Annotated in this window: 22 protein-coding genes; 12 read left to right on the top strand and 10 right to left on the bottom strand. The window is 68.8% G+C overall.

Annotated elements, in window-relative coordinates; genetic code table 11:
• Position 1: 1 nt before the first annotated feature.
• A complete protein-coding gene (locus AB0P11_RS03900) occupies positions 2 to 334 on the bottom strand; it encodes a helix-turn-helix transcriptional regulator (RefSeq protein ID WP_082586537.1) in 333 nt (110 codons plus the stop codon).
• Positions 335 to 412: 78 nt separating this feature from the next.
• Here AB0P11_RS03900 and AB0P11_RS03895 point away from each other — a divergent pair, with 78 nt between their 5' ends.
• On the top strand, positions 413 to 1,432 hold the full coding sequence (locus AB0P11_RS03895; RefSeq protein ID WP_363519911.1) for a GNAT family N-acetyltransferase: 1,020 nt from the start codon (positions 413 to 415) through the stop codon (positions 1,430 to 1,432).
• Positions 1,433 to 1,490: 58 nt separating this feature from the next.
• Positions 1,491 to 2,468 carry an o-succinylbenzoate synthase gene (locus tag AB0P11_RS03890; RefSeq protein ID WP_056277139.1) on the top strand — a complete coding sequence of 326 codons (978 nt, stop codon included), beginning with the start codon at positions 1,491 to 1,493 and terminating at the stop codon, positions 2,466 to 2,468.
• A 19-nt stretch (positions 2,469 to 2,487) separates the two neighbouring features.
• Here the strand turns inward: AB0P11_RS03890 and AB0P11_RS03885 are convergent, their stop codons facing one another.
• Entirely contained in the window at positions 2,488 to 3,111 is a 624-nt protein-coding gene (locus AB0P11_RS03885) for a helix-turn-helix domain-containing protein (RefSeq protein WP_363519906.1), read from the bottom strand.
• Positions 3,112 to 3,232: 121 nt separating this feature from the next.
• Between AB0P11_RS03885 and AB0P11_RS03880 the strand changes: the two genes are divergently transcribed.
• The 3 genes from AB0P11_RS03880 (at position 3,233) to AB0P11_RS03870 (ending at position 8,742) form a co-directional block, all read left to right on the top strand.
• The gene (locus AB0P11_RS03880) at positions 3,233 to 6,034 is read left to right on the top strand and encodes an MMPL family transporter (protein ID WP_363519903.1); all 2,802 of its coding nucleotides are present in this window, start codon (positions 3,233 to 3,235) and stop codon (positions 6,032 to 6,034) included.
• Complete coding sequence (locus AB0P11_RS03875) at positions 6,031 to 7,995, top strand: YhgE/Pip family protein (RefSeq protein WP_363519900.1); 1,965 nt, start codon at positions 6,031 to 6,033, stop codon at positions 7,993 to 7,995. The genes AB0P11_RS03880 and AB0P11_RS03875 overlap by 4 nt, the downstream gene beginning before the upstream one ends.
• Before the next feature lie 165 nt (positions 7,996 to 8,160).
• Positions 8,161 to 8,742 carry a 2'-5' RNA ligase family protein gene (locus AB0P11_RS03870; RefSeq protein ID WP_083569431.1) on the top strand — a complete coding sequence of 194 codons (582 nt, stop codon included), beginning with the start codon at positions 8,161 to 8,163 and terminating at the stop codon, positions 8,740 to 8,742.
• 15 nt (positions 8,743 to 8,757) lie between these two features.
• Here the strand turns inward: AB0P11_RS03870 and ccsB are convergent, their stop codons facing one another.
• The 5 genes from ccsB to AB0P11_RS03845 all read right to left on the bottom strand — a co-directional run bounded on the left by ccsB (position 8,758) and on the right by AB0P11_RS03845 (position 13,531).
• A complete protein-coding gene (ccsB, locus tag AB0P11_RS03865; protein ID WP_363519897.1) occupies positions 8,758 to 9,744 on the bottom strand; it encodes a c-type cytochrome biogenesis protein CcsB in 987 nt (328 codons plus the stop codon).
• A gap of 4 nt (positions 9,745 to 9,748) precedes the next feature.
• A complete protein-coding gene (locus tag AB0P11_RS03860) occupies positions 9,749 to 11,584 on the bottom strand; it encodes a cytochrome c biogenesis protein ResB (protein WP_056277738.1) in 1,836 nt (611 codons plus the stop codon).
• A gap of 28 nt (positions 11,585 to 11,612) precedes the next feature.
• On the bottom strand, positions 11,613 to 12,392 hold the full coding sequence (locus AB0P11_RS03855; RefSeq protein ID WP_056277130.1) for a cytochrome c biogenesis CcdA family protein: 780 nt from the start codon (positions 12,390 to 12,392) through the stop codon (positions 11,613 to 11,615).
• A gap of 16 nt (positions 12,393 to 12,408) precedes the next feature.
• Positions 12,409 to 13,062: a TlpA disulfide reductase family protein gene (locus AB0P11_RS03850; protein WP_363519893.1), complete on the bottom strand. Its 654-nt coding sequence runs from the start codon at positions 13,060 to 13,062 to the stop codon at positions 12,409 to 12,411.
• A 64-nt stretch (positions 13,063 to 13,126) separates the two neighbouring features.
• Positions 13,127 to 13,531, bottom strand: a complete 405-nt coding sequence (locus tag AB0P11_RS03845) for a MerR family transcriptional regulator (RefSeq protein WP_053098869.1) — start codon at positions 13,529 to 13,531, stop codon at positions 13,127 to 13,129.
• Positions 13,532 to 13,592: 61 nt separating this feature from the next.
• Here AB0P11_RS03845 and AB0P11_RS03840 point away from each other — a divergent pair, with 61 nt between their 5' ends.
• A complete protein-coding gene (locus AB0P11_RS03840; RefSeq protein ID WP_363519890.1) occupies positions 13,593 to 14,492 on the top strand; it encodes an NAD(P)/FAD-dependent oxidoreductase in 900 nt (299 codons plus the stop codon).
• Positions 14,493 to 14,522: 30 nt separating this feature from the next.
• Here the strand turns inward: AB0P11_RS03840 and AB0P11_RS03835 are convergent, their stop codons facing one another.
• On the bottom strand, positions 14,523 to 15,152 hold the full coding sequence (locus AB0P11_RS03835) for a histidine phosphatase family protein (RefSeq protein WP_053098867.1): 630 nt from the start codon (positions 15,150 to 15,152) through the stop codon (positions 14,523 to 14,525).
• Position 15,153: 1 nt separating this feature from the next.
• On the bottom strand, positions 15,154 to 15,528 hold the full coding sequence (locus tag AB0P11_RS03830) for a DUF5684 domain-containing protein (RefSeq protein ID WP_363519887.1): 375 nt from the start codon (positions 15,526 to 15,528) through the stop codon (positions 15,154 to 15,156).
• A gap of 116 nt (positions 15,529 to 15,644) precedes the next feature.
• On the opposite strand from AB0P11_RS03830, the gene aspS reads away from it, so the two are divergent.
• A complete protein-coding gene (aspS, locus tag AB0P11_RS03825) occupies positions 15,645 to 17,426 on the top strand; it encodes an aspartate--tRNA ligase (protein ID WP_363519884.1) in 1,782 nt (593 codons plus the stop codon).
• 246 nt (positions 17,427 to 17,672) lie between these two features.
• Here aspS and AB0P11_RS03820 read toward each other — a convergent pair whose 3' ends face one another.
• Entirely contained in the window at positions 17,673 to 18,500 is an 828-nt protein-coding gene (locus tag AB0P11_RS03820) for a TSUP family transporter (protein WP_363519881.1), read from the bottom strand.
• A 169-nt stretch (positions 18,501 to 18,669) separates the two neighbouring features.
• Between AB0P11_RS03820 and AB0P11_RS03815 the strand changes: the two genes are divergently transcribed.
• The 5 genes from AB0P11_RS03815 to AB0P11_RS03795 all read left to right on the top strand — a co-directional run bounded on the left by AB0P11_RS03815 (position 18,670) and on the right by AB0P11_RS03795 (position 22,886).
• The gene (locus AB0P11_RS03815; RefSeq protein WP_053098863.1) at positions 18,670 to 19,809 is read left to right on the top strand and encodes an extracellular solute-binding protein; all 1,140 of its coding nucleotides are present in this window, start codon (positions 18,670 to 18,672) and stop codon (positions 19,807 to 19,809) included.
• Positions 19,810 to 19,937: 128 nt separating this feature from the next.
• Positions 19,938 to 20,756 carry an ABC transporter permease gene (locus AB0P11_RS03810; protein WP_363519958.1) on the top strand — a complete coding sequence of 273 codons (819 nt, stop codon included), beginning with the start codon at positions 19,938 to 19,940 and terminating at the stop codon, positions 20,754 to 20,756.
• Positions 20,753 to 21,547: an ABC transporter permease subunit gene (locus tag AB0P11_RS03805; RefSeq protein WP_363519877.1), complete on the top strand. Its 795-nt coding sequence runs from the start codon at positions 20,753 to 20,755 to the stop codon at positions 21,545 to 21,547. The genes AB0P11_RS03810 and AB0P11_RS03805 overlap by 4 nt, the downstream gene beginning before the upstream one ends.
• Positions 21,544 to 22,623: an ABC transporter ATP-binding protein gene (locus AB0P11_RS03800; RefSeq protein WP_363519874.1), complete on the top strand. Its 1,080-nt coding sequence runs from the start codon at positions 21,544 to 21,546 to the stop codon at positions 22,621 to 22,623. The genes AB0P11_RS03805 and AB0P11_RS03800 overlap by 4 nt, the downstream gene beginning before the upstream one ends.
• Positions 22,624 to 22,709: 86 nt before the next feature.
• Entirely contained in the window at positions 22,710 to 22,886 is a 177-nt protein-coding gene (locus tag AB0P11_RS03795; RefSeq protein ID WP_363519871.1) for a YegP family protein, read from the top strand.
• The last annotated feature ends 35 nt before the right edge of the window (positions 22,887 to 22,921 follow it).

The following is a 22,921-nucleotide window of genomic DNA, read 5'->3' as shown; positions in this document are numbered from 1 at the left end:
GTCAGTTCTCCTCAGCTGTGAGGGTCGCGATCGCCGTCGTGAGCGATCGCCATTCTTCGGTCAGGGTGTCGGCGAGCCGGATGCCGGCTTCCGATGTGCGGTAGAACTTGCGGGGCCGCGCCTCGTCGGTGTTCCACTCGCTCGTCAGGTACTCCTGCTTCTCGAGACGCCGAAGCAGCGGGTACAGCGTGTTCGCATCGGTGGCGAAGCCGCGGCGCTCGAGGTCTTCGAGCAGCCCGTAGCCGTACCCCGCCGTGCGCAGCAGCTGCAGGCACGCCAGCACCACGGTGCCGCGGCGCAGTTCCTGCAGATGCGTGTCGAGGGTCTCGTTCATGTCGATCACATTACTGTGCGTCACACACCATTGTCAATCACACATTTATGTGAGGGACAAGGCGCGTACGGTGGTCGCATGGCGATCGAGATCCTCCGCATCTACGCGACCGATGACCGGTCCGTCGATGCGTGGTGGGATGCGTACGCCACCGCCGAACGCGCGGATCGCGGCGCGGATGCCGTCGTGTGGTCGCTCGAGGAGTCGCGCAGCGAGCTGCAGCAGGAGTCGGCCGTCGTCGATCGACGCGCCTATCTGCTGCGCCACGCCGACCGGATCGTCGGCTCCGCGAGCCTCGCGCTCCCCCTGAAGGACAACACCCACGTCGCCCATCTCGCGATCAGCGTGCCGCCCGAGCACCGACGGCGCGGCATCGGCTCCGAGGCCCTCGCGTTCCTCGAGGCAGAGGTCACGGCGTCCGGTCGGACGATCGCGCAGGGGGCGACGTCGTGGCGCCACGCACTCGGTTCGGAAGGTGCCGGATCGCCGGGGCGTGAGTTCGCACGCGCCCGCGGCTACAGCCTGGCCCTCGGCGACGTGCAGAGCAGGCTCGACCTCCCGGTCGACCCCGCACTGCTCGACCGGATCGAGAGCGACATCGCATCGGCGATCGCTCCGTACGAGATCCGCAGCTGGGTCGGCCGCATCCCCGATGAGGTCGTGGAACGCTGGACGATCCTCGACGCCGCCCTCGAGACCGAAGCCCCGACCGGCGAACTCGCCATCGAACCTCAGAGACCCGATGTCGACAGCATCCGCGAGAGTGAGGAACTGCTCGACCGACAGAGGCGCGTGTCGTTCGGGGCCATCGCCCTCGCGGCCGACGGCGAGGCCGCGGCGTATTCGCAGCTCGTCGTGTCGACCGACGACGGCAACGCCTATCAGTGGGGCACGCTCGTGCGCACCGCGGACCGGGGGCACCGGCTCGGCATCGCGGTCAAGGCAGCCAACCTGCGGATGCTGCAGAGGGAGGCGCCGCAGACCCGCGCCGTCTACACCTACAACGCCGAGTCGAACGCGCACATGCTCGCCGTCAACACCGCGCTCGGGTTCCGCCCCAGCGAGCGGATGGGCGAACTGCAGAAGCGCCTGCGCTGAGGCGGACCCGTCGGCACGGCGGATCCCCGACGAGGCGCCGACAGAGCAGAATGAGCACATGCTCCCACCGCTCGCAGATCTGCTCGGCTCGGCCAGGGTCGTCTCGCTTCCGATGCACACCCGCTTCCGCGGGGTCGACAAGAGAGAGGCGCTGCTCGTCGAAGGGCCGGAGGGATGGGCGGAATTCTCTCCGTTCGTCGAGTACGACGATCTCGAGTCGGCCACCTGGCTCGCGGCGGCGATCGACTTCGCCTGGAGGACGCAGCCCGAACCTCTCCGCGAGCGCATCGGCGTGAACGCCACCATCCCGGCTGTCGAGGCGGCGCAGGTCGCCGAAGTGCTGGCCCGCTTCGCCGGCTGCCGCACCGCCAAGGTCAAGGTCGCGGAACCCGGGCAGACGCTCGCAGACGACATCGCCCGTGTGCGGGCCGTGCGCGAGGCCATGGGGCCGGAGGGTCGCATCCGCGTCGATGCCAACGGCCTGTGGAACGTCGACGAGGCCGAGCACGCCGTGCATGCGCTCAACGAGTTCGATCTCGAGTACGTCGAGCAGCCGTGCGCGACAGTGCCGGAGCTCGCCGAACTGCGCACCCGGGTGAAGTACATGGGCATTCCGGTGGCCGCCGACGAGAGCATCCGCAAGTCCTCCGACCCGCTCGCGGTCGCGCGCGAGAAGGCCGCCGACCTGCTCGTCATCAAGGCGCAGCCGCTCGGGGGCATCACGCATGCGCTGCAGATCATCACCGCCGCGGGCCTGCCCGTCGTGGTCTCCAGCGCGCTCGACACCGCGATCGGACTCTCCCAGGGTGCGGCGCTCGCCGCCGCCCTGCCGACTCTCGACTACGACTGCGGGCTCGGCACGGCATCCCTGTTCCTCGACGATGTCGCCGACCTGCGCCCGGTGGACGGCTCGATCCCGGCAGCTCGGGTCACCCCGGATCCCGATGCTTTGGCGCGGCTCGCCGCCTCGGACGACCGACGGGACTGGTGGCTCGATCGCCTCACGCGGTGCTACGCCGTGCTCGACGCGCGCTGACCGCCGTTCGTCTGCGAGGTCACTCCGCGAGCAGCAGCTGCACGAGGCGCCCCAGCTCCTCGCCGCTGGAATGCCGCAGCTGGTCGGAGTCCTGACCGGCCATCGCTCCGCGAACGGTCATGCCCTCCCAGATGATCATGAGCATGCGCGCGGCCTCTTCGGCGGGAACCTTCAGCTCGAGCGAGCTCACCGAGACGATGTCCATGATGATCACGGCGATGCTCGACACCATCTCGCGCTCCTGCACGAGGTAGGCAGCGCCGAACTGATGGTCACGCAGAGCACGGATCCGGATCTCGCTCATCAGCATGACGCCGAGGCGGTCATCGCCGCCCGCGTCCATGATCCGCTGGACGAGCTCGACCGGGTCGCATCCCTCTGACAGACCGCCCTCGGCGGCGATCTCGTCGACGCGGTCACGCACCGCATTGACGCGCTGCTCGCCGACGCTGCCGGCGAGCACGAGGAAGAGCTCGTCCTTCGACTCGAAATTCGAATAGAACGCGCCGCGGGTGAACCCGGCGCGATCGCAGACCGCTTCGACGGAGGCGCCGTCGAGGCCGACCTCGGCGAAGACCTGCGCGGCCGCATCGAGAAGCCGGGCTCGCGTGTTCTCCCGGCTGCGGGTGGCGGGTGTCGTCATCGAATCCTCCTGCCTCTCATTCTCACACCCCGCACACAGACTCCGGGGCTCGGACCACCTTACGATACAGGTATGTATTGGATACACCTGTGTATCCAGCCCGTATTCCCTGAGGAGCCTCGTGTCCACACTCCTGTCCTCGCTCGGTCGCTGGTCCTACCGGCACCCGTGGCGCGTTCTCGTCTCCTGGCTGCTCGCCCTCGGCATCGCGGGGGCCGGCGCCCTCGTCCTCGGGGCTGGCACGGACAACTCCTTCTCGATCCCGGGCACCGAGTCCCAGGCCGGCCTCGAGCAGCTCAACCGCTCGTTCCCCGCGGTCAGCGGCACCAGCGCGCAGATCATCGTGGTCGCCGCCGACGGCGACTCGATCACGGATGACGCATATAAGACCGACATCGAGGATGCCGTCCACCAGCTCGCCGACCTCGACGACTCGGTACTCTCGGCGACCTCCCCGTTCGACGAGATGGTCAGCGGCATGATCAACGACGACGAGACGGCCGGTATCATCCGCCTGCAGTTCGACGGCCAGGCCAGCGATGTCTCGGCGGAGACGCAGGATGACCTGCGAGCCGTCGTGGCCGAACTCGCCGACGAGCTGCCGGACGGATCACAGACCTCCCTCGGCGGAGAGCTCTTCGCCACCTCCATCCCCGGCGTCACGCTCACCGAGGCCGTGGGTCTGCTGATCGCGCTGCTGGTGCTGATCGTCACGTTCCGCTCGTTCGTCGTCGCAGGGCTCCCGCTGCTCACGGCCGTGCTCGGTGTGGGCATCTCGATGGCCGGCATCTTCGCCGCCACCGCCTTCGCCACGGTCTCGTCGACCACTCCCCTCCTCGCCCTGATGCTCGGGCTCGCCGTCGGAATCGACTACGCACTGTTCATCATGGCCAGGCACCAGGATCAGGTCCGCGAGGGAGTCGACCCCGAGGAGTCGACAGCGCGGGCTGTAGGCACGGCAGGCTCGGCGGTGGTGTTCGCGGGCGTGACCGTGCTGATCGCCCTGATCGGACTCGGGTTCGCGGGCATCCCGTTCCTGACGACGATGGGCATCGCGGCCTCCGCCGCCGTCGCGGTCGCCGTCGCCATCGCCGTGACGCTCACCCCCGCTCTGCTCGGCTTCATGAAGGGCCGCGTCGCCGGTCGACCGCGCCGGGCTCCGAAGGCGAAGAAGGGCAAGGCAGCCCCCGCGCAGCGCCGTCGCTTCAGCGAGCGCTGGGTGACCGGCGTCACCCGGCGTCCGATCCTCGTATCCCTGGCCGTCGTGCTCGGGCTCGGCATCGTCGCCGTGCCCGCCCTCAGCCTGAATCTCGCGCTGCCCAACGCGGGCGTGCTGCCGCAGGACTCCGAAGCGCGGCAGAGCTACGACCTGGTCGGTGAGCAGTTCGGTCCCGGGTTCAACGGACCGCTGATCCTGACGGGCACGATCGTCACGTCGACCGATCCGCTGACCCTGATGGAGGATCTCGGCGACGAGGTCGCCCAGATCGACGGGGTCAAGGAGGTCGCCCTCGCCACCCCGAACGAGACCGCAGACACCGGCATCGTGCAGATCATCCCCGAGACCGCACCCGATGACCCCGCGACGGCCGATCTCGTGCGAGAGCTGCGCTCGCACCACGACGAGTGGCTCGACGAGTTCGGCATCGACCTGAAGGTGACCGGGTTCACCGCGGTGGGCATCGACATCTCCGACCAGCTGGGCAACGCCCTTCTCCCGTTCGGCATCTTCGTCATCGGCCTGTCCCTGATCCTGCTCACGATCGTGTTCCGCTCACTCTGGGTGCCGGTCACGGCAGCCGCCGGCTATCTGCTCTCGATCGTCGCCGCGTTCGGCATCGTGGGAGCCGTGTTCGAGTGGGGCTGGTTCGCCGACGCCCTCCATGTCGCGAAGGTCGGTCCGATCATCAGCTTCATGCCGATCATCCTGATGGGTGTGCTGTTCGGGCTCGCGATGGATTACCAGGTGTTCCTGGTGTCTCGGATGCGCGAGGACTTCGTGCACGATCCCGACGGCAGGAGCCCCGATCGCGCGACTCGCCGAGCCGCAGCACTGCGTGCCGTGCGCAGCGGCTTCACGGGATCGGCGAAGGTCGTCACCGCTGCCGGCCTCATCATGTTCGCCGTCTTCGTGGCGTTCGTCCCCGAAGGCGACTCGTCGCTCAAGCCGATCGCGCTGGGCCTTGCGGCCGGCATCGCGATCGACGCGTTCCTGGTGAGGATGACGCTGATCCCTGCACTCATGGCCATCCTCGGGGAACGCGCATGGGAGATCCCGGCCTGGCTGGAGCGGATCCTCCCGAGCGTCGACATCGAAGGAGAGGCGGTCGAACGCGAGCGTCACCTGGCGGGCTGGCCGGGCGATGACTCGATCGTCGCCGCCGACGACCTCGTGCTCGCGGATGCCGGCATCGACCGGCTCCACATCCGGCTCGCTCCCGGCGCCGCCGCCGTGCTCACCGGATCGTCAGCCGGCGCATTGCGCGCGCTCGCTCTGACGATCGCCGGGCGGGCGACTGCGGACGACGGCCGCCTCCGGGTCGCAGGCCATCTTCTGCCCGGTCGATCCGCGTGGGTGCGGGCGCATGTCGGAGCGGTCATGCCCGTGGATGCCGCGAGCCTGTCGGCCGACCTCGCCGAGGCACTGCGCGGACGGCCGGCTCTCGTGGTGATCGACGGAGCCGACCGGCTCTCCCGCCCCGAACGCGATCAGCTCGCGGCGCGACTGCGCGACTCCCGCAGCACGACGGCGATGCTGCTCACCGCGCTCGATCCTCAGGCGGCCCTGGAGATCCTGGCCGATGCCGGCCGTTCATCGGCTGACACGATCGACATCGACGCGCCAGCCGCACAGTCGCAATCCGAGTCCCCGGTGTCCCGCATCGTTGACGGCACCACCGAATCGACCGAGGTGAACGCATGACCCTCCCCATCGAACGCGCCCGTTCGCGCAAGCCCATCACGTGGCTGACGATCCTCGGCGTCCTGCTGCTTCCCGCGGCCGTGGGCGGCATCCTGGTCGCTGCCCTGCAGAATCCCACCGAGCGTCTCGAGTCGATGACCGCGGCGATCGTCAACCTCGACGAGCCCGTCGAGATCGACGGGCAGCTCACTCCGCTCGGTCGACAGCTCGCCTCGGGGCTCGTCGAAGGATCGGACGAGCTCGATTCCAACCTCACCTGGGTGATCTCGAACGAGGACGACGCCGCCGACGGTCTCGCCGACGGCTCGTATCAGGCCGTCATCACGATCCCCGAGGAGTTCTCGGCCGCAGCGACCTCGGCGGGGCAGGCGATCTCGGACGGCGGCGGCGACGCGGAGCAGGCCACGATCCAGGTCACCACCCCGGAGGACGGGCTCGTCGCCGATGACCTGATCACGAGTCAGATCGCGAACGTGGCGGCCTCGAGCATGGGCACACTGCTGTCGGAGGCGACGACGGAGAACATCCTCGTCGGCTTCACCACGATCGGAGACCAGATCGGTGAGGCCGCGGACGGCGCCGCCGAACTCGCCACCGGCGCGCGGGATGCGGCCACGGGAGCCGCGGCGATCCCCGACGGCGCGACTCAGCTCGCCTCCGGTGCCACGGAGCTCGGAAACGGCGCATCCTCCTTGGCATCCGGGCTCGACACACTCGCGTCGAAGACCCGCGAGGCCGCGAACGGCGCGAGCCAGATCGGCACCGGGCTGACCGCAGGCGCGACGGAGCTGCAGAATCAGGCCGGTCAGATGCCCGCGTTGGTGGGGGCTGTCGAGACCGGGACCGCGGCCGCGACGGATACCGCCACCCAGACCGCCGGGCTTGCTCAGCGCCTCGGCGCGATGGCCGCGAGCTGTGACCCCATGACCTCCGGTGATCTGTGCGCCGAGCTCGCCGCCGAGGCCGCGAACGCTGCGGATGCCGCGACGTCGGCCGGAACCGCATCGGGGTACCTCACGACCGTCTCTCCCCAGATCGCGACTCTCCCGGGCGCCTTCACCACTCTCGCGGCCCAGCTCGGCGAGGCGGGTGCGGGGGCGACGGGTCTCGCGGACGGTCTGAACCAGTTGGCGTCGCAGGGTCTCGACGAATCGGCGAGCGGTGCACGAGCACTGGCGACGGGGGCATCCCAGCTGTCGGACGGAGCGACCGAGCTCGCGACCGGGGCCGGCGAGCTCGCGACCGGCCTCGACACCCTCGCCACGGGAACCGGCGATCTCGCGGGCGGCCTGCGCACCGCATCCGATTCGCTCCCCTCGTTCAGCGACTCCGAGTCGACCTCGCTCGCGTCGGTGATCGCCGATCCGGTGGCGTCCAAGGGCGCCGACGGCGCCACGATCTTCGGCCCGACCGCGATTCCGCTGCTCGCCGCCGTGGTGCTGTGGTTCGGGTCTCTCGCCTCGTTCCTGGTCATGCGGGCCTACACCGCGCGCACCCTGACCTCCCGACGCTCGTCGGCCGGACTCGCCCTGCGCGCCTTCGCCCCGGCTGCCGCCATCGGTGCAGCCCAGGGTCTGCTGGTGTCGCTCATCGTGCAGATCGTCGCCGGATACGACGCCGCGGCCTGGTGGGCCTTCGCAGGAATCGCCGTGCTCGCCGGGGTCGCCTTCGCGGCCGTGAACCAGGCACTCGTCGCGGTCTTCGGCGGCGTCGGCCGCTGGGTCAGCGCGCTCGTCGGCGTGCTCGCGATCGCGACCGGTCTGATCTCGACCGTGCCGGGATGGCTGGCGGATCTCGGCGCATCGCTGCCGACCTCCCCCGCGTTCGCCGGGCTGATCACCGCGAACGGAGGCGCAGCCGCAGCCCTCATCGTCTGGGGCGTGCTGTCGCTCGTCGCGACCACCGTCGCGGTGGCACTGCGGCGCACCACCTCCGTGAAGGCGGCCCTCGCGACGGCGTGAACCACCCCACCGAGCACCGCTTCGGACCACGACGCAGGACGCGCCGCGCATCGATCACGATGCGCGGCGCGTCCTGTATCCGCTCCGAATCCGTGCCCGCTCGCGATCGAACGGTATTCGGACGTGTGCCCGCGCACGTACGATCAGAGGATGCGTCGCCCCTTCATGACCTCTCCCGCCCAGCTCGAGTCACTCGAGGGACAGCAGTATCTCGTGCTGCGACCCACGCGGGCCGTGTCGGACGTGTACCGGGCCGAGCAGAGGTCGGCGCTCGGCCGGATGGATGCTCCGCACCCGCACACCGAGCACGTCACCCTGCGCGCGTTCCATGAGCCCGAGCGCCGCGAAGAGCTGCTCGCGCTGATCCGCGAGTGGGCGGTGGCGCAGCGTCCGATCGAGGTCGTCGCGGAGGCCGTCGACGTGTTCCCCGCACCCTGGCAGGTCGTCATCCTGCGGCTGCGGCGCACCGCATCCATCGTGTCGGCGTACTCCACACTCAGCGAAGCGCTCGAGGGAACGGACTTCCGCCGTCTCGACGAGCGCAGCACGGACGACTGGACGTTCCACCTGTCGGTGATCTATGCGAAGACGCTCGCGCCCGCGGCGTGGACGGAGCTGTCGCACAAGTCGCGGCGCTCGCTCAGCTCGCGCCCCGCCGAGACCATCAGCGAAGTCGAGCTCGTATGGTACGAAGACGGAGCCGAGCACTCCGAGGTCATCCCCTTCGGACTGCGCTCGTTCAGATGAGCCGCGCTCGGGCGCTCAGCTGAGGCCCGAGTATGCGTGCAGACCCTTGAAGAAGACGTTGACGATCGTGAAGTTGAAGAGCACGGCCGAGAAGCCGACGATCGCCAGCCACGCCGAGGGGTTGCCGCGCCAGCCGCGCGTCGCGCGAGCGTGGATGTACCCGGCGTAGAGAACCCAGATGACGAAGGTCCAGGTCTCCTTGACGTCGAAGCCCCAGAAGCGGCTCCAGGCGTAGTAGGCCCAGATGGAGCCGGCGATCAGCGTGAACGTCCAGAGGATGAAGCCGATGATCGTGAAGCGGTAGGCCATGCTCTCGAGCCGCTCGGACCCGGGGAACGTGCGCAGGAATCCGGGGCCGGTCTTCTCCGCGCCCTCGGAGATGAGGCGCTCGCGACGCGACTGCATCAGCTGGATCACCGAGAGGGCGAAGGCCAGAGCGAAGAACGCGGTGCCGAGCGAGGCCACGAAGACGTGGATCACCAGCCACACGCTCTTCAGCGGGTCCATCAGGGGCGAGACGTCGACGTAGAAGTTCGTGGCGGAGAGACCCAGCAGCACGACGACCAGACCCGTGATGAACGTGCCGAGGAAGCGCAGATCGATGCGCGTCAGCACCACCAGGAACACGGCGACGATCAGCAGCGTTCCCATCATCGCGAATTCGTAGAGGTTGGCCCACGGCACTCGCCCGGCCGCGAGACCACGGGTGAGCGTGGCGGCGAAATGGAAGATGAACGCGAGCACGGTCAGCGAGGTCCCGATGCGGGCCATCACGAAGCGCTGAGGCGCGGCCTCGGAGCCGGATACCGCGGCAGCCGTCGCCGCCTTGCCGCCGCGCGAGCGGGTTCCGGCTCCGACGAGTTCGAACTCCTGCACGGTCGCCGCGTCCGCGGACAGCTGCGACCGACGGGCGAGGTCGAAGGCGTAGGCCACGAAGGCCGCCGCATAGATCGCGATCGCCGTCCACAGCAGGATCGGCGAGATCACTTCGAGATCGAACATGGTGTCAGTCTACTTTCGGGGTGTCGGATGCGGGGCGCGCGGAGTCGCGGTCGGCTGGCGTCTCGGGTGCCGTCGCCGCCTGGTCGGAGCCATCTGCGTCGGAGCCGTCAGCCTCAGGGTCTTCCGCCTCTGAGGCGTCGGTGTCGGTGTCGGGCTCCTCGACCTCGACCGCCGTCGTGACCCCGGCCGCGTCCATCAGACGCGCATGACCTGCCACGAGGTCGTCGACGGCCGTCGCGAGCGTCGGATCCTCGCCGCGAGCGAGACCGGCGTACTCGAGAGAGACGGTGCCGTCCTGTGCCGTCGCCTTGACCCACACCCGGCGTCGCGGGATGAACAGGGCGAGCATCAGACCGCCGAGCGCGAGAAGCGCGAAGCCGAGCACCCAGGGGCCAGACGCGTCGCGGTGGATCTGCAACGAGGCGAAGCGCTTGACCGATTGCGACGCGTCTGTCGCACCCGCCGGGGACTCGTCTTCGAAGGTCACGGTTCCCATGCCGTTCGGCAGGTCGGCTGTCTGTCCGGGTGCCAGCTCGATCGATTCGAGGTCCGTCGTGCGCCCGGTGACCTTGGTCATGCCGGTGGTGTCGAGCACGTAGACCGACCGCGGAATGCCCTCGTTGATGCCCAGGTCGCCGGTGTAGACGTCGAGCGTGAGGGTCGGGTTGGTGAGGTCGCCGAATCCCGAGAAGAACGCGCCGGTGTCGAGCACCCCCGTCGTCGGGTAGAAGAAGCCGACGAGGCCGACCTGCTCGCTGAGGCCGTCGGGGATCTTGATGACGCCCAGCGAGGTCATGTTGTTGTCCTGCGGCAGGAACGGCGTGCTGTTCGTGAACACCACGTCCCCATCGGGGTTGCGCACGGTGATCGTCGGCGCGTAGCCGTTGCCGAGCAGGAAGACGTTGTCGTCGGCGACGCCGAGGGGCTCGTTGACCTTGACCGATCCGGTGCGCTCCTCGCCGTTCTCCTGCACGGTGACGTTGGCCGAGAAGTCGCCTGCCTGGCCCGAGCCCGGCTCGCCGAACGGCTGGTATGTGACGTCGAAGCTGTCGAGACGCATCGAGTAGGGCGCGAGTGCTCCGTCGCTCACGAAGCGGCCGCGGTTCATCGAGTCGTAGTCGAGCAGGGTGTTCGCGAACGTCTCGCCCTCGACCAGGACGCGCTGTCCGGTGTACGCGAACCCTCCCCCGACGCCCACCGTGATCAGGACGCCGACGAGAGCGAGGTGGAAGAGCAGGTTGCCCGATTCACGCCAGTAGCCGCGCTCGGCCGAGACCGACGACGATCGTTTGTCGTCGTACCGCTCGACCCGGTAGCCCAGGGCTTTGAGCTGCTTCTGCGCGATGTCGATCGATGCGGCGGCCTCTGCCGGAGCATCCGTCGAGGCGCGCTCGACCGCGCGGAAGTCGGCGAGGCGCTTCAGACGTGCAGGGGTGCGCGGGGGGCGTGCCTGCAGGGCCTTCGCATGGTGGCGGATGCGCGGGATGACACAGCCGACGAGCGAGGCGAACAGCAGCAGGTAGATCGCCGAGAACCACGGCGAGAGGTAGACGTCGAACATCTTCAGCCCGTCGAGCACGGGGAAGAGATCGGGGTTGTCGCGCTCCCACTGCGTGACGCCGTTGGGGTCGGCCATCCGCTGGGGGAAGATCGAGCCGGGGATCGCCGCGATCGCGAGCACGAGCAGCAGGATCAGCGCGGTGCGCATCGAGGTCAGCTGACGCCATCCCCAGCGCAGCCAGCCCACGAATCCGAGGCGGGGCTGGGTGATCGACTCTTCGCCGTCGACGTGGTCGGACGGCCGGAGCGGATCGCTCGACCTCTCGGTTGTGCTGCTCACGTCATCCTTCCGATGCGTCTTCTTCTGATCAGATCGGGAGGTCGACACTGCTCATCACCGCCGTCAGTCGGGACATGATGTCCGTCCAGAGCCCCGTGACCATCAGCAGCCCGAGGAGGATGAGCAGCACGCCGCCGATCACGTTCACGACGCGGATGTGCCGGCGCAGGAATCCGATCGCCTTCGTCGCCCATCCGAAGCCGAGCGCGACCAGCAGGAACGGGATGCCGAGGCCGAGCGAGTACGCCAGCCCCAGCAGGCCCGCCCGCACCGGGTCGCCGGCGTTGAACGAGAGGGCGAAGATCGCGGTGAGCGTGGGTCCGAGGCACGGCGCCCATCCGATGCCGAGGGCGATGCCGAGCAGCGGTGCGCCGATCAGGCCGGCCTTCGAGTCGACATGGAATCGCAGCTCGCGCTGGGCGAACCCGAACAGACCGAGGAACACGAGGCCCATCAGGATGATCACGCCGCCTAGGATGCGAGTGATCAGCTCGCCCCACTGCAACAGGAAGACGTTGGCGAGCCCGCCGAGCGCGGTGAGGGACACGAACACGAGGCTGAAGCCGAGGATGAAGAGCAGCACGCCCACGACGAGTCGGCCGCGAGCGGGGGCCTCGACCGTCGACACCGCCGTGCCGTCCGTCGGGTTCGGGACGCGGCGGGGGGCGACCGCTCCCCCGAGGAATCCGAGGTAGCCCGGCACCAGGGGCAGCACGCACGGCGACAGGAACGACACGAGGCCCGCGAGCAGCGCGACGGGGATCGCGAGCCAGAGGGCTCCCGATCCGATGATGACTTCGGGGTTCACGCCGCTCCCGGGAGACTCACGAGTCCTCCGCGAGCGCGTCCTTGACGAGCGTCGAGAGGATCGAGGTGCCGTCGATGGGCCCGATGATGCGGGCGGCCACGCGACCCTGCTTGTCGAGCACGAGAGTGGTGGGGGTCGCCTGGATCGGCACCGACGACGCGAAGGCGAGCTTCGCCTCGGCCGTGTCGACGTCGATGAGGCTCGGGTAGGTCACACCGAACTCGGCGGAGAACGCCTTCGCGGTGTCGGCCTGATCGCGCGTGTTGATGCCCAGGAAGGCGACGTCGTCGCCGCCATGCTCCTGCCAGACGCTCTCGAGGTCTTCCGCCTCGAGGCGGCACGGGGCGCATCCGGCGTACCAGAAGTTGATGACCGTGACCTTGCCCGCGAGGTCAGAGCTGGAGAAGTCCTCGCCGTCCTCGGTGAGTCCGCCGAAATCGGTGACGGGTTCGCCGCGTTCGGCGACCGGAATCTCGACGATCGCTCCGTCTGCCGCGACATAGCCCGGGTTGTCACCGCTGAGGAACGAGTCGTTCACGGGATCGGGAGCGCAGGCGCTCAGACCGATGGCGAGCACCGCGGCGAGCGCGGCCCCGACCGCGCGGCGAGATGGCCGGATGCGGGAGGAGCGGCCGCTGCGGATCGGACGAACCGTCGAGGCGAGTGGCACGATTCCCAGTTTACGCGGGGGTTCCTATGCATGGGCCGGATGCCCCGGGGGTGCTCGCCCGCCGTCAGAGACGCGCGAGGACGTCCTCCACGCTGGCCCGGAAGCGCGGGCAGGTGGCGATGTCGTGCGACCGGCATCCCATCGCGTGCTCGGTCATCTCCCGCGAACGGCGCATGTCCTCCATGCGCCGATCGAGATCGTCGAGGTGCCGCTGCAGCACCTCGTGACGCCCCGCGCTGCCGTCGTCGAGGAGCACGGCGATCTGATCGAGGGTCATCCCGGCTGCCTTGCTGCGCTGGATGACGGCGATGCGCACGACGTCGTCCTGGCCGTAGCGGCGCCTCCCTGCGGTGTCCCGCGCGGGGCGCAGCAGGCCGACCGACTCCCAGTGCCTGAGCACGTTCGTGGGCAGCTCGAAGCGTTCGGCGACCTCTCCCACGGACCACGGACTCTCGATGCTTGACTTCATGTTGACATGAAGTCACAGACTGAGGACGAACGCAAGCGAGCACCCCTCGGAAGGACACCACATGTATGACGCGATCGTGATCGGCGCAGGCCCCGCCGGCCTCCAGGCGGCATTGACCCTCGGGCGGATGCACCGCCCCACGCTGCTTCTGGATTCGGGCGAATACCGCAACGGCACCGTGCTGCACATGCACAACGTCATCGCGAACGACGGGACTCCCCCGACGGAGTTCCGCGCGACGGCGCGAGCGCAGCTCGCCGAGTACCCGGATGTCGAGCTCCGCGACGTCGGAGCACAGACGGTGACCGGCTCAGACGGCGGCTTCGTCGTACGACTCGCCGACGGCGAGACGGTCGAGACCCGACATGTCATCCTCGCGACCGGCGTCGCCGACGATCTCCCCGACATCCCCGGACTTCAGCACCTCTGGGGCACGAAGGCCTTCAGCTGCCCGTTCTGCGACGGTCACGAGCACGCCGGTCGCTCGATCGGCATCCTCGGGCCCGCTCCTCGCGCCGATCACCTGATCGGGCTGCTCGGGCGCATCGTCGGCGACATCACGGTGTTCCCCGTCGAGCAGCCGTTCTCGGCCGACGAGACGCGGACTCTCGAAGGCCTGGGCGTTCGGGTCAGTGCGGAACCGGTGGCCGCCGTCGCGCCGGAGGCGGCTGATGTGCGCATCACCACGGCGTCGACCGCGCACACCGTGGCCGGCGTGTTCGTGGCATCCGGTTCACTGCGCCACCGTGCGCCGTTCGCCGATCAGCTCGGCCTGGAACTGCTGCCCTCCGGCTCGATCGAGATCGACGACTTCGGGCGCACATCGCAGCCCGGGGTCTTCGCGGCGGGCGACCTCGCGCACCGGGCGTCGCTTCCCGGACCCATGGCATCGGTTCTGCTCGCGTCCGCTGCCGGCCAGATGGCGGCGGTCGGCGTCATCCAGTCGCTGATGGCGCACTGACCGCAGCGGAAGGGAGACCGAGGCGAGGGGTCAGACTGCTCCCACGTCCACCGCACCGCCGGTCGCCGCAGGTTCGGCGTAATCGACCTCACGCCACACGTCGCCCACCAGCTCGAACGAGGTGACGCTCGACAGTGCGCAGCGCCGGGTGCGCGGGTCGTGCTGCAGGGGCAGACCCGCCACCCGGAGGTGGGTGATCCAGATCGGCGCCTGATGGGACACCATCACCAGATCGCCGTCGTCGACCGACCGCCACGCCTCGGCCATCATGCCCAGCATCCGCTCGGCGATCGACGCGTAGGGCTCACCCCAGCTGGGCAGCGACGGCTGCCGCAGGTGCCACCACTTGAGCGGGTTCAGAAGCGAGCGGCGCATCTGCGTGCCCTCGAACACGTTGGTCGGCTCGATCAGACGGATGTCGATCTCGGGCGAGAGGCCGAAGCGCTCGGCGAACGGCTCAGCAGACTCCTGCGCCCGCTCGAGCGGAGAGGAGTAGAGCCCCCGGACCGGACGATCGAGCCCGGCGATGTGATCGGCGGCGGCTCGCGCCATCTTCCGTCCCGCCCTGCTCAGGTGATAGTCGGGGAGCCGACCGTAGAGCACGCGCTTGGGGTTGTGCACCTCGCCGTGGCGGACGAGGTGCAGTCGCGATGCCACCACGTCACGCCCTGCTGTAGCGGGAGTCGCCGAAGCCGAGGATGAGATACCCGATATAGGGGAAGACGAAGAGCAGGAAGAAGGAGAAGAGCCCTCCCTTGCCGAACCGCTCGCCGAGTCGCACCGCCACGATGATCCCGAAGACGAAGCCGACGATGGGAATGAGATAGAGCAGTGCGAGCCAGCCGGACATCCCGGCGATCTTCACGAGGAACACCACGTTCACGATCGGGATGACGGCGAGGATGCCGGGGTACCCCGCCTTGGTGAACACCTTCCACAGACCGACCGCGACGAGGATGTAGAAGACGAGCACGATGAGTCCGGTCGTGCCGGAGAAGATCGACGCGTACAGGTCGGAGATGCCGTTGGAGTCCATGGTGACCCTTTCTGTCGTGGCGATCCTACTGACCGATATGCCGCGGGCAGAGGAGGCGACACCCGCCCACGTAGAATGGGCGGGTTCATCATTTCCCAGATCAGGAGGAATCCTCCGTGCTTCGCACCCACTCGGCAGGCTCACTGCGAGCCGAGCATATCGGTCAGACCGTCACCCTCTCGGGTTGGGTCGATCGCCGTCGTGATCACGGAGGAGTCGCGTTCATCGATCTTCGGGATGCGTCCGGCATCGCGCAGGTCGTCATCCGCGATGAGGAGATCGCGCACCCGCTGCGCAACGAGTTCGTCCTCAAGGTCACCGGCGAGGTCTCGCGTCGCCCCGAGGGCAACGCGAACCCCAACCTGCCCACCGGCGAGATCGAGCTCATCGCGACCGACGTCGAGGTGCTGAACGAGTCCGCTCCGTTGCCGTTCCAGGTGTCGACCGCCGTCGCCGACACCGAGACGGTCGGCGAGGAGGCGCGCCTCAAGTACCGCTATCTCGACCTGCGTCGCCCCGCCGCGGCATCCGCTCTGCGTCTGCGCTCGAACGTCTACAAGGCCGTCCGCGATGTGCTGCACGGCGAGGACTTCACCGAGGTCGAGACGCCGACCCTCACGCGCTCGACGCCCGAGGGCGCCCGCGACTTCGTCGTGCCCGCCCGTCTGCACCCGGGCAGCTGGTACGCCCTGCCGCAGTCGCCGCAGCTGTTCAAGCAGCTGCTCATGGTCGGCGGCGTCGAGAAGTACTACCAGATCGCCCGCTGCTACCGCGACGAGGACTTCCGCGCCGACCGCCAGCCGGAGTTCACGCAGCTCGACATCGAGATGAGCTTCGTCGACCAGGAAGACGTCATCACGCTGATGGAGTCGCTCATCGTCGCGATGTGGAAGACCATCGGCGTCGATGTGCAGACCCCGCTGCCCCGCATGACCTACGCCGAGGCGATGGCCAAGTACGGCTCCGACAAGCCCGACCTGCGCTTCGGACTCGAGCTGGTCGAGGCGACCGAGTACTTCGCCGAGACCCCGTTCCGGGTGTTCCAGGCCGAGTACGTCGGCGCGGTCGTCATGCCCGGCGGTGCGAGCCAGCCCCGCAAGCAGCTCGACGCGTGGCAGGACTGGGCCAAGCAGCGCGGTGCGCGTGGCCTCGCGTACGTCCTCTTCAACGAGGACGGCTCGCTCGGCGGCCCCGCCGCCAAGAACCTGTCCGAGGCGGAGCAGGCGGGCCTCGCCGAGTTCGTCGGCGCATCCGCGGGTGACTGCGTGTTCTTCGCCGCCGGATCGACGAAGGAGAGCCGTGCACTGCTCGGCGCCGCCCGCGTCGAGATCGGACGTCGTCTCGGCTTCCTGAACCCCGACGAGTTCGCGTTCACGTGGGTCGTCGACGCTCCGATGTTCGAGCCGGCAGCGGATGCCGTGGCGTCGGGTGACGTCGCCGTCGGCGCCGGAGCCTGGACGGCCGTGCACCACGCGTTCACGGGGCCGAAGCCGGAGTTCCAGGACACGTTCGACACCGACCCCGGTTCGGCTCTCGCCTATGCATACGACATCGTGTGCAACGGCTCCGAGCTCGGCGGCGGATCGATCCGCATCCACCGCGAAGACGTGCAGAAGCGCGTGTTCGAGGTCATGGGCATCAGCGACGAGGTCGCGCAGGAGCAGTTCGGCTTCCTGCTGGACGCTTTCAAGTTCGGCGCCCCGCCGCACGGTGGAATCGCCCTCGGCATGGACCGCGTGCTGCAGCACCTGTCGAAGACCGAGTCGATCCGCGACGTCATCGCCTTCCCGAAGTCGGGCAACGGGTTCGACCCGCTGACAGCCGCTCCGGCACCGATCACGGCCGAGCAGCGCGCCGAGGCCGGCGTCGACTTCGAGCCCGAGGACGGCGAGGCCTGACGCCGCATCGCCCGTCGCACAGAGACCCCGTTCCGCTCAGCGGAGCGGGGTCTCTGCGTATGCGCCAGGCCGGATCCCGGACGCATGCACCGCGCATCCCCCGCTCGGCCGAACGCGTCAGCATCGGCCGGACTCGCCGAATCCGGCCGTGACACGCGCAGAACACCGCGCGGACGGCGAGCGGATGCCGGAGCGCGAGCGGATGCCGGAGCGCAGGCGGAGGCGGATGCGCGGCAGCGCGGATGCTCAGTGCAGCTGCGCGAGCGCCGGAACGATGTTCTCGGTCCACACGTCGACGCCGAGCTTGGCGATGAGGGCGACCACCACGACGAGGAACACGACGCGGATGAAGGTCGTGCCGCGCGAGATGGCCATGCGGGATCCGAGGTAGCTGCCTGCGACGTTCGCGACCGCGAGGATGCCGCCGAGCAGCCACAGCACGGCGCCGTGCGGGATGAAGAGCAGCAGGGCGCCGGTGTTCGTGGCCAGGTTGACGATCTTCGCCTTCGCGCTCGCCTGCAGGAAGTCGTAGCCGAGCAGCGCGACGAGCGAGATCACCAGGAACGTGCCGGTGCCCGGCCCGATCAGACCGTCGTAGAAGCCGATCACGAGCCCTGAGAGACCCGCCATGATGTGGTGCTTGTGCCCGCTGAAGCGCAGCCGCGTCGCGGCGCCCATCTGCGGGCGGAAGGCGGTGAAGAGCGCGACGGCGAGCAGCGCGACCACGATGATCGGCTTGAAGGCGGCGGCCGGCAGAACAGTCGCGACGGCAGCTCCCCCGAACGATCCGACCAGGGCGATCGCGGCCATCGGCAGAGCCGTGCGGATATCGGGTTTCGCACGACGGTAGTAGGTGACGCTGCTCGTGGCCGTGCCGAACACGGAGGCGAGCTTGTTGGTCGCGAGAGCCTGGATCGGCGAGATCCCGGGGATCAGCAGCAGGGCGGGGAGCTGCAGCAGACCACCGCCGCCCACCACCGCATCGATCCACCCGGCAGCGAAGGCCGCGACGACGACGAGGATCAGCGTGCCCCAGGTGAGCTGTTCGAGCCCGAGCACACTGCCGATGTCCATCCGTCCAGGATGTCAGACCACGCGGCACCTCGAACGCCACTGCAGTCCGACCCGTCACACCCTCGACACCTGTCGTTCACCCGAGCCGCGATCATCGGCAACCCTCGGCTCATAGTGTCCTCTCGCAACCCGAATCCGGCTCACAGCGCCGGGCACCGAGAGGACCCTGATGACCAACTTCCACCGCCGCGCACGAATCGGCGCCGGCATCGCCCTGTTCACGACCGCCGCGCTGGGTCTCACCGCCTGCGCCACCGGCGCGGAGACCCCGGCCGCAGGCAGCGACGCTGTCGACGCCGCATCCGCGACCTCGGTCGAGGACTTCGGTTCCTTCTCCGACCTCGAAGAGGCCGCGAAGGCCGAGGGCCAGCTCAACGTCATCGCGCTTCCGCGTGACTGGGCGAACTACGGCGAGATCCTCGACCTCTTCGCCGAGAAGTACCCCGAGATCACGATCAACGAGGCCTCTCCCGACGTGTCGAGCGCCGAGGAGATCCAGGCTGCGAAGACGAACGAGGGCCTCGACACCGCGCCCGACGTGTTCGACCTGGGTCTGACCGTCGCATTGCAGAACACCGACGTCTTCGCGCCGTACCAGGTGCAGACGTGGGATGAGATCCCCGACGCTCTCAAGGAGCCGACCGGCCTCTTCGTCGGCGACTACGGCGGATACATGTCGATCGGCTACGACTCGTCGAAGTTCGACGCTCCCGAGTCGCTCGACGACCTGAAGGATGCCGCCTACAAGGGCGCCGTCGCCATCAACGGAGACCCGACGCAGGCCGGCGCGGCCTTCGCCGCCGTGGGCCTCGCGACCGTGCAGTCCGACGGCACCCTCGACGACTTCCAGCCCGGCATCGACTTCTTCTCCGACCTCCAGAAGGCCGGCAACCTGCTCAAGGTCGATGTGACCACCGCCACCGTGGCCAGCGGCGAGACCCCTGTCGTCTTCGACTGGGACTACCTGAACGCGGCGCACGCCACCGACAACAAGGACTGGAAGGTCGTCGTCCTCGACGGCACCGGCTACGCGGGCTACTACAACCAGGCGATCAACAAGGATGCTCCGAACCCGGCCGCCGCACGCCTGTGGCAGGAGTTCCTCTACAGCGACGAGGTGCAGAACCTGTGGCTCAAGGGCGGCGCACGCCCGGCCCGCATGGAGGCCATGACCGAGGCCGGCACCATCGACGCCGACCTGGCTGCTGCTCTTCCCGAGGTCCCCAGCGAGACGGTCGTCCCGACCGAGGAGCAGTCGACGAACGCCGGCACGCTGCTCGGCGAGAAGTGGGCCGCGGCGGTCCAGTGAAGACTGCCACCGCAGCGGGGGCGGATGCCACGGCATCCGCCCCCGTCTCCCCCGCAGCGCACAGCGCTGGGCCTGCGACCTCGTCGCGGGCCCAGCGCTCCGCGCCGTCCGTCGCCTGGCTCGGTCTCGTGCCGTTCGCCGCTTACGTCGTGCTCTTCCTCGCCGTTCCCACCCTCCTCGCGATCGGCTCCGGCTTCTTCACGAAGGACGGGTCGTTCACCTGGTCGAACCTGTCGGCCCTGGCAGACCCCGTCGTCCTCACCACGTTCGCCAACTCCGCCGGCCTGTCGCTGCTGACCGCCGTCGTCGGCGCGATCGCGGGTGCTCTGGTCTGCTATGCCCTGCTCGGCATGAACCCGGACGGCGCCGTGCGCTCGACCGTGGATGCTGCGGCCGGCGTCCTCGCCCAGTTCGGCGGCGTGATGCTCGCCTTCGCCTTCATCGCCACGATCGGCATCCAGGGGGTCGTCACCCTCTTCCTCAAGAACGACCTCGGCATCGACATCTTCGCGAACGGCACGTGGCTCTACGAGCTTCCCGGGCTGATCCTCCCGTACATCTACTTCCAGATCCCGCTCATGGTGATCACCTTCATGCCCGCCCTCGCAGCCCTCAAGCCGCAGTGGGCCGAGGCGAACCTCACGCTCGGCGGCACGCGCGCGAGCTTCTGGCTGCGCATCGGCGTCCCCGTGCTCGCACCCTCGTTCCTCGCGAGCCTCCTGCTGCTCTTCGCGAACGCCTTCTCGTCGTACGCCACCGCCGCCGCCCTCGCCAGTCAGGGTTCGCAGATCGTGCCGCTGCAGATCCGCGCCGCCCTCACGAGCGAGACCCTTCTCGGCCGTGAGAATCTCGCCGGCGCGCTCGCGCTCGGCATGATCGTCATCGTGGGAGTCGTGATGGCCCTGTACTCGCTCATCCAGCGTCGGGCAGCGAGGTGGCAGTCATGAACCGCCTCGGCCCGTCACTCGCGACCCGCTGGATCATCGGCGTGGTCGTCGGCGCATTCTTCGCGATCCCGCTCGTCTCGACCCTGCTCTACACGCTGCGCCAGACCGACGGCAGTCTCGGCCTCGAGCGGTGGGCCGCGCTCTTCGATCCCGCGAAGTCGGCGGCGATCAGGCCGATCTGGATGGGCCTGGGCAACTCCCTGGTCCTCGCGGTCGTGACCGTCGCGATCGTGCTCCTGCTGCTCGCACCGACCATGATCCTGGTGAACCTGCGCTTCGCGAAGCTCAAACCCGTCTTCGAGTTCGCCGTGCTGCTGCCGATCTCGATCCCCGCGATCGTGCTGGTCGTGGGTCTCGCACCGATCTACCTGCAGATCGGACGCACCCTCGGCACCGGCACGTGGACGCTGGCCTTCGCCTACGGCATCACCGTGCTGCCGTTCGCGTACCGCTCGATCCAGGCCTCCATCGACGCCGCCGACCTGCGCACGCTCGCCGAAGCCGCCCGATCCCTCGGCGCCGGCTGGCCTACCGTCGTGCTGAAGGTGCTCGCTCCCAACCTGCGTCAGGGACTCCTCGCGGCGTCTCTCATCTCGATCGCCGTCGTGCTCGGCGAGTTCACGATCGCCTCGCTCCTCAACCGCCAGGTGTTCCAGACGGCCATGGTCGTCGTACAGAAGCAGGATCCGTACGCTCCGGCGATCTTCACCCTGCTGGCGCTGCTGTTCGTCTTCCTGCTTCTGATTCTCATCGGCCGCGTCGCCCGCGGCACCGGAAAGGCCCGCTCATGACCCTCCCCCAGACCGCCGACAACATGCTGCTCGCCGAAGCCGGAGAGGGCACACGCGTGCAGCTGCAGGGCATCGTGAAGAGCTACTCGGGCAACACGGTGCTGCACGGCGTCGATCTCGACATCGCCCCCGGTGAGTTCGTCTCGCTGCTCGGCCCCTCCGGCTGCGGCAAGACGACGCTGCTTCGCGTGCTCGCCGGACTCGAGGGGCTCGACAGCGGTGCGGTGCTGCTCGGCGGCAACGATGTCTCCCGGGTGCCCACGAACAAGCGGGACATCGGCATGGTGTTCCAGTCGTACTCCCTGTTCCCGCACCTGCGGGTCGCGGAGAACACGGCGTTCGGGCTGCGTCGCCGCGGCGTCGGCAGGGCCGAGGCGGCAACGCGCGCCCTCGACGCCCTCGCGCTCGTGGGGCTCTCGGACTTCGCCGATCGCTACCCGCATCAGCTCTCCGGAGGTCAGCAGCAGCGCGTCGCGCTCGCCCGCGCTCTGGTCACCGAGCCGAAGGTCCTGCTTCTCGACGAGCCGCTCTCTGCCCTCGATGCGAAGGTGCGGGTGCAGCTGCGCGATGAGATCCGGCGCATCCAGCTGCGGCTCGGCATCACCACAGTGTTCGTCACGCACGACCAGGAGGAGGCCCTCGCGGTCTCCGACCGGATCGCCGTGATGAACGCCGGCACCATCGAGCAGATCGGAACCCCGGAGCAGCTCTACACGACGCCGTCCACGGCGGGCGTCGCCGCCTTCGTCGGGCTCTCGAGCGTCGTCTCGGGTGTCGCCGAGGGTGATCACGTGGTCGTGTGGGGTCAGAAGCTTCCCCTGCAGTCGCCGGCCGACGGGCCCGTCGACGTGTATCTGCGCCCGGAGAACGTGCACTTCGCCTCCGAGGCCGATGCCGCGACCGATGCGCTGGTGCAGGAGAGCACGTTCCTCGGCAGCATGCGCCGCACGCTCGTGCGCACCGAATCCGGCGAGCTGGTGCGCCTCCAGCACGCTCCGGGCATCCACCCGGCCTTCGGCGATCGCGTGCGGATCGCCGTCGCTCCCGAGCCCGTCGCCGTGCATCCGCGCGGCTGACCGAGCCCTATCGCTGGCGCAGTACTCCGAGATACCGTGATGCTCGAGGGCCTCGTGCCCTCCTCACCGTCGAGAAAGGACACCTCATGGCAGGCACGTTCGAGCTGTACACCGACAAGTCCGGCGAATACCGGTTCCGCCTCAAGTCCGGCAACGGCGAGGTGATCGCGATCAGCGAGGGCTACTCGTCGAAATCGTCCGCGCTGAACGGCATCGACTCGATGCGCCGCAACGCCGCGGATGCCGAGGTCGTGGAGGCCTGACCTCGCACAGCACTCTCCGCACACGAGACCCCCTC

Source organism: Microbacterium sp. NPDC079176 (genome assembly GCF_040686675.1).
In the GTDB taxonomy this organism is placed as follows: domain Bacteria; phylum Actinomycetota; class Actinomycetes; order Actinomycetales; family Microbacteriaceae; genus Microbacterium.
This window is presented reverse-complemented; position numbering and strand designations above follow the sequence as displayed.